Here is a 6,095-nt window from a genome sequence, read left to right on the forward strand (position 1 = left end):
TTTAACAGAAGCCGTAAAACAGGCGGAAAATGCGGTGTCGAAATCAGAAGCGGATAGTAAATATCAACTAAAAGGCAGTTTTGGATTTGGTGGAAGTGGCGGTACTGTCCTTCATAAAAATAACGATGAATTTCTCACTTGGATACGTAGATCTGGCGTCAGCCCTGAATTTTTTAGGAATTCAGGAAAATCTGACTATACACATATATATGGTGCTGGACTTCTTCTAAAAGCAGGTGATACTTATGCATCTTTTTCAGTTAATTATGCCACTGCCCGTGTAAAAATAGTTGCAGGAAATGATTCAGGTACTGCCAATTCTCCTATTAAAGAATTGGCTTTTACTGATGATAGTTATACTAAAAATGAATCTGATGCTAAATATCAAATGCTAGGTCTGACTCAGACTGTAACTGAATATAATGTTCCTTGGAATGCAAACAGTGGCTTATATAATGCCAATTTTTCTACCCACACTAAAATGATAGTGAATTTTAATATGGGAGTTGGGAGTTGTCCCACATTGCAATTGTTAGCAAACTATAGAAATGGAGGCCTGTTTTATCGTTCTGCACGTGATGCTTACGGTTTTGAAGAAAATTGGGATGAGTTATTGACTGTTAGGAATGCTAACTCAAAATATATTCAAGATATTCAATTGGGGGCAGTTGAATATGCGAAGGTTTGGCGTGGATACGGGTATACTGATACTCCACCGTATATTATTACTGGTGTTGAAAATCATAATTCAGACGATGTTCCTGATGCTGTTTATCGCCGTCCACTTCAAAAACTCATTAATGGAATTTGGCATAATATAGGAGCTTTATAATGTTACATTTAAAAAATTTCAAAAAATATTCGCCAGATAATGAGAAAGAAAAAGAAATTGAGAGAAAATTTAGAGCTATATTCTATCGTAATGAAAATGGTGATGATTGGTATAAAAGCATATCAAAATTTAATGAAAACACTTACAAAATAAAATATAATTCCAATAACGTTATCTGTGCAATAAATAAACAGGCCTCTGCTATCTGCCCAGAAGATGGAAGTATTTTTGAGGTGGAATCATTACCGGATGGTGTAGATATTTTAGGAAACTGGCAATATATCAACGGTAGTATTGTTCCACGTGAATACACAAAAGATGAATTAATAATTCAAGCTAAAAAGAAGAAACAGGAATTATTAATAGATGCTAATGCTGTAATTTCGCCTCTTCAGGATGCTGTAGACTTGAATATAGAAACAGAACAGGAAATAATAGCCTTAACAGAATGGAAACGTTATCGAGTAATGATCAATAGAATTGATTGTTCCAATACACCAAATATTAAATGGCCAAAGAAACCAACCTAATATGATTAAAGGGGCATAATGCCCCTGATTATTATTCTGGTTTTTCAGGAAAATCAATTTTTTTGATATCTGAAATATCAAGATCAAGCAATTTTACACTATAAACTTCCCACTCATGTAACAGTGAAGTTTCGTCTTTTGAGGCCATATCAAGTCGGACTTTACGTTCCAGTTGCATAATTCGTTGTTCAGCTTCATGTAACAAAGATTGTTTTTGTTTTTCTATTTGTTGTAAATCATGTTTTTGTTTTTCATCAAAATTAGTTACCCATTGTTTCCCATCCCATTCATCAAATGAAGTTTTGGGTTTCAATAGAGTCAATTCAGAAGGTAATTCTCCAATTGATTGTATTTTATGTGATTGTTGGGTTTTAATATGGTAAGCAGTTTTTCCACGATAGTCTGGTATATTAATCCATGACTTTTCATCTTTACTGCGACAAACAGCAATATCAGCTAAATCTGATAATTCTGGCGCATCTAAATAAGCACCAGCAGATAAGCCAACGCCAATAACTGTGCGTTCCATATCTGCACAAATATATTCTTTAGTTTCAGTATTAGCACGATAAACCATTACCCAACCATTAGAAGTTGCAAAACCTTTTTCATCAAATTTGGGTGTTTTAAGATCTGTTGTATATTTCATTATGCTGCTCTCACTATATATAAGAATGCTATGTTACGGGGGCGAGTTTCGTGTGCTGCGCGTGCGACACGAGATGCACTAAAGCTAAGAGTACCGGCATTACTCCAATCTACACTTCTGGGCGTTCCAGGTGAATTAGGACCAACAGAATCTTTCTGGAAAGCCCCACTACAGGTACCTCCTCCTGCAAAAGTTTCTGATACACTTTGAACAGTTCCTTCAATGTGTTGTAGTGCATCCATTTGTTCTGTTAGTACATTGCGTCCAGAATCAATCCCCCTATTTGAATCTAATCCGCGGATAAACTCACCACGTAAATCTGGTACAGTACCTGAAGGATATGCCATTGCTAATTTGGGATATTGGTTTTTATCAAAAGACTGACCATTACACTCAAAATAACCCTCGGGTGGGTTTGCATGAGACCACGGTAAAGGAACTCCCACAGGAATATTTTGTTGATGGTGCTGTAAATAACGATTGTCAAAGTTACCATAATCGTTAGGTAACATTTTTCCATTTACTGCAAATTGAATTTCATTATTAGTAGTCCTCTGGCTATACCAAAACCATCCTTTATCATCTGCTACCTCTAATATGGCATGTCGTGTGCCTCCAGTATGTAGATCCCCGAAGGTATAGAGAAATATTGGTGAATTTGCCGTATTATATGAAGAGATTTTTAATGAGCCATTACTATTTGCACCAACAAACAAATTTCCTTTTGTTCCTATATCTCCATTACGTGTATTAAATACAATCCTCGTTTCATTATCTGTGGCGGCTTTTAACCCTATACCATACCATGATCTAATTTCCAAATTGTTACCTTCGAAACTAGCAGCATCTTTTGTACCACCCCAAATACCATGATCTTCATTACCGATACAAACATTAGATTTTGCTAATAATTTTTCAGCATTGATAGAGCCTTGTGTTCCAATATGACCATTACGGGGATTGAAAAAAATTCGTGTTTGATTATCTAAACTTGATTTCAAACCAATGCCATACCAAGATCTAATTTCTACATTATTTCCCTCGAAACTAGCATTATCAACAGAGCTAATATTTATTCCGTGACGCTCTCCCGTAATTTCCTCACCAAGATTTAAGGCAGTTTTTGTCCAAAATTTATCAGCATGTACCTCACCATCAACTTTCCCACCAGTTATTGAAAATGCCCCGATATCAGCAGCGGATGGCTTATTTGCAGGACTATATTGAACAAACCATTCACGATATTCTGCACTTGGATACCATAATTGACGGACAGCAATGTGTCCGATATGAGACATATATAATTGTGAAGTGCACGAATGACTCACTGTCACAATCATCATGCCATAGCCGTAAATTGGATTCCCATTTACTTTGGGGAAATCTGATACTGTCTCAGGTTTATCAATAGCAATGTTATATATCCCTGGTGTATTACAGCTTGCAAATGTTCCTCCATTACCCACTTCTCTGACAATAGATTTAGACAATGCTCCAGCAGCCAGTTCCTGAGTTTCTGTTAAACCGAGGTTTAGTCATAATCAGAGTTTAAGTGGTGATAAAACCATGGATCATTATGTCACTGGAAAGCTACAAACATAAAATTTATTTATAATTTTCTGTTTGTAGGTATCTTAAATGTTCAGTCTGAAACTTAGAATGTTTAGAAATATATTTATACATCAGCATGTTACATAAATACAGATAGTTTATTCCGTCGTGTATCTCCTAACACCAGTTATCAGCATAAAATGTCTGGTTATTTTTTTAGCGAAAACGATGCCAAATCATCATGTTATTCAATAATTCCTTATAAAATGTCAACAACACCTAACAAAGAGGGAATTTCCATTGTGAAAAATTATGTGGCTGTAGATTATCCGACTGTTTTATTTAGAATAATCTGTGTTAGTATGTCACATCAAATAAAATTCAATATGGTGTCCTATGAAGATTTTTGTCATTAATTTAGAAAAAGATATAGAACGCAGAAAATCAATGCAAGAACAGTTGCAAAAAGTGAATCTTAGTGCTGAGTTCATAACAGCAGTATACGGAAAAGAACTAACCAATGAGCAGCTGATAAATTCATGCCCTGATTTTGATGATTTAGCCCTCACTCTTGGTGAGGTTGGCTGTTCAATGAGCCATATAAAAGTGTATAAGAGAATTATCGATAGCAGTATACCTGTTGCTTTAGTATTAGAAGATGATGTACTTTTTGATGAAAGTTTAATTACTATATTGTCGTCTTTAGATAATGATCCCTTGTTATTAAGTTCAAAACCCTATATTTTTTTATTAAATAATACTAATGAATATTTCGAATCATTTAAGAAACCACTGGTAGAAAACTATAATATTGTCAATGTAATTGATGCCGCATGTACTTTTGGATATGTTTTAAATCTATCTGCAGCCAAAAAATTATATCATTATTTACGGCCTGTTAGATTTGTTGCCGATGAATGGAAATTTTTCAAAGAACAAGGTGTAATTAAATTGAAAGGAATTATCCCTCCAGTAATTCATCCTTCTGCTCAATCGATAAATTCATCGATCGGAGAAAGAGAGTATACATTGACGAAGTTAGATATAGAAAATAGAAAACGTACAATTATCATTCAAATAAAGTTAGCTTTGTGGAGAATATTCATTCGTACTTGGCTGAAAAAAGTCAGGCCTTAGCTTTAAAGCTAAGGCTATCATGAATAAACTAATTTGTTCGGTACCAACCCATTAACATAATATAGGCATTAATAACATCAAATCCTTCACCACTACCAGTTTCAGATGTATTACCACTAACATTATGTGCATGTTCTCCATTCCATGATGTGTTTCCAGTCCAAGTCCGGGATGCATCAAATGTGGTAAGGCTTGTCCATCTATCTGTATATTCTACACCAGGTTTACTCTGACCATTTCTAGCAAAAGCACCTCCAAAAATATCACTTCCATGAGCAATAACACTTGGTAGATAACCAGTAATGTTCATATCCCCTCGATTATGATTATGTCCTCCAGTACTATTTGTATTACCACTAAAATAGTGACTATGTTTTGGAATATGTTTTATAGTTAGCTGCTTAGTATCATTACCACCTGTCGATAACACATTTGATCCATTACTAGCAGCCAAGCGAACTGTTCTATTTTCACCAATATACTTCCATGTTGTCCCGGGAAATAGATTGTTAGGATTTTTATTTTGTGCAAACCATAAAACAATTCCAACAGGGTATAGTAAATCTATGGATACTGATTTGGCTAACGCATCAGTGACTGCTTTTTGACTCATTATTTGTTCAGCTGAGTTTCCTGATTCTTGTACTATCGCTGATTTTGGTACGGAATTTTTTGCCAAATTGATAGTTTCTGCATAATCATGAGCATAAGGCAGAACAGAATCATCGTAATCTTTTCCTAATAGGGGGTCATCAATGGCATAGGATTTCACGGTCCATTTCATTTCAAAATTATTCTGAGGTTCCAGAGCACTAGAGAGCTCAACTTCATCATCTTTACGAGAATAATGAATATCGGAAAAATTACTGGTGGCATGGTAAGTTAATCCCCCCCGTAAATAACAACCACTGAATCTTTTGCAATAAACAATATCTCCGGGCTTAACCTTTTCATAAAGGGGATATTTACCATCAACTGGCCTTGCAATACTCATCATGCCATAACAAATATTTCTAACGGTCTTACGGTATCTCTGATGAATCCGTTTAATATTCAGGTACTGGGCATCGCCTCCCCACAGATAATCCGTTCCTTCTATCTGCAATAACAACCCAGCAATATGAAATTCACCTTTACTAAATAGGTCTTTTTCTCTGTCTTCAGCATACCAGCGATGAATCGTTAACCACGAATTTGCTCCATCATTCGATGGAAACCGCCACCATACCGGATAATAACGATCAGTACTCAACCCGGTTAGATCTATCGTCATGTTAAAACGCGGTTCACCCTGTACATCTTGTGCATTCAGGGTCACATCTTCCCCCAACGGTTTCCCATTGATTTTTCGGTTATTGGGCACCGCATTTTTCGCTTGTTTTACGGCTTCTGTTAA

5 protein-coding genes and 1 pseudogene are annotated in these 6,095 nt (G+C 35.6%); 3 read left to right on the plus strand and 3 right to left on the minus strand.

Going from position 1 to position 6,095, the window contains the following annotated elements:
• Both ABLA85_RS18800 and ABLA85_RS18805 read left to right on the plus strand, forming a co-directional pair.
• A pseudogene (locus tag ABLA85_RS18800) lies at positions 1-832 on the plus strand (hypothetical protein); the annotation flags it as partial.
• Positions 832-1,362, plus strand: coding sequence for a tail fiber assembly protein (locus ABLA85_RS18805; protein WP_367965826.1), 531 nt, complete (start codon positions 832-834; stop codon positions 1,360-1,362). The pseudogene ABLA85_RS18800 and the gene ABLA85_RS18805, both read left to right, overlap by 1 nt.
• A 31-nt stretch (positions 1,363-1,393) precedes the next feature.
• Here the strand turns inward: ABLA85_RS18805 and ABLA85_RS18810 are convergent, their stop codons facing one another.
• On the minus strand, positions 1,394-2,011 hold the full coding sequence (locus tag ABLA85_RS18810) for a tail fiber assembly protein (RefSeq protein ID WP_367965827.1): 618 nt from the start codon (positions 2,009-2,011) through the stop codon (positions 1,394-1,396).
• Positions 2,011-3,501 carry a tail fiber protein gene (locus ABLA85_RS18815; protein WP_367965828.1) on the minus strand — a complete coding sequence of 497 codons (1,491 nt, stop codon included), beginning with the start codon at positions 3,499-3,501 and terminating at the stop codon, positions 2,011-2,013. Before ABLA85_RS18815 ends, ABLA85_RS18810 begins: the two co-directional genes overlap by 1 nt.
• Before the next feature lie 457 nt (positions 3,502-3,958).
• Here ABLA85_RS18815 and ABLA85_RS18820 point away from each other — a divergent pair, with 457 nt between their 5' ends.
• The gene (locus ABLA85_RS18820) at positions 3,959-4,699 is read left to right on the plus strand and encodes a glycosyltransferase family 25 protein (RefSeq protein ID WP_367965829.1); all 741 of its coding nucleotides are present in this window, start codon (positions 3,959-3,961) and stop codon (positions 4,697-4,699) included.
• A gap of 28 nt (positions 4,700-4,727) precedes the next feature.
• Here ABLA85_RS18820 and ABLA85_RS18825 read toward each other — a convergent pair.
• On the minus strand, positions 4,728-6,095 hold a 1,368-nt coding region (locus tag ABLA85_RS18825; protein ID WP_367965830.1), incomplete at its 5' end, for a hypothetical protein.

Source organism: Xenorhabdus sp. SGI246 (assembly GCF_040838225.1).
In the GTDB taxonomy this organism is placed as follows: Bacteria; Pseudomonadota; Gammaproteobacteria; order Enterobacterales; family Enterobacteriaceae; genus Xenorhabdus; species Xenorhabdus indica.

Bases quoted from the DNA above. Each gene is read 5' to 3' on its own strand.
- ABLA85_RS18810 (WP_367965827.1), bottom strand. From the start codon at position 2,011: ATGAAATATACAACAGATCTTAAAACACCCAAATTTGATGAAAAAGGT.
- ABLA85_RS18820 (WP_367965829.1), top strand. From the start codon at position 3,959: ATGAAGATTTTTGTCATTAATTTAGAAAAAGATATAGAACGCAGAAAA.
- ABLA85_RS18805 (WP_367965826.1), top strand. From the start codon at position 832: ATGTTACATTTAAAAAATTTCAAAAAATATTCGCCAGATAATGAGAAA.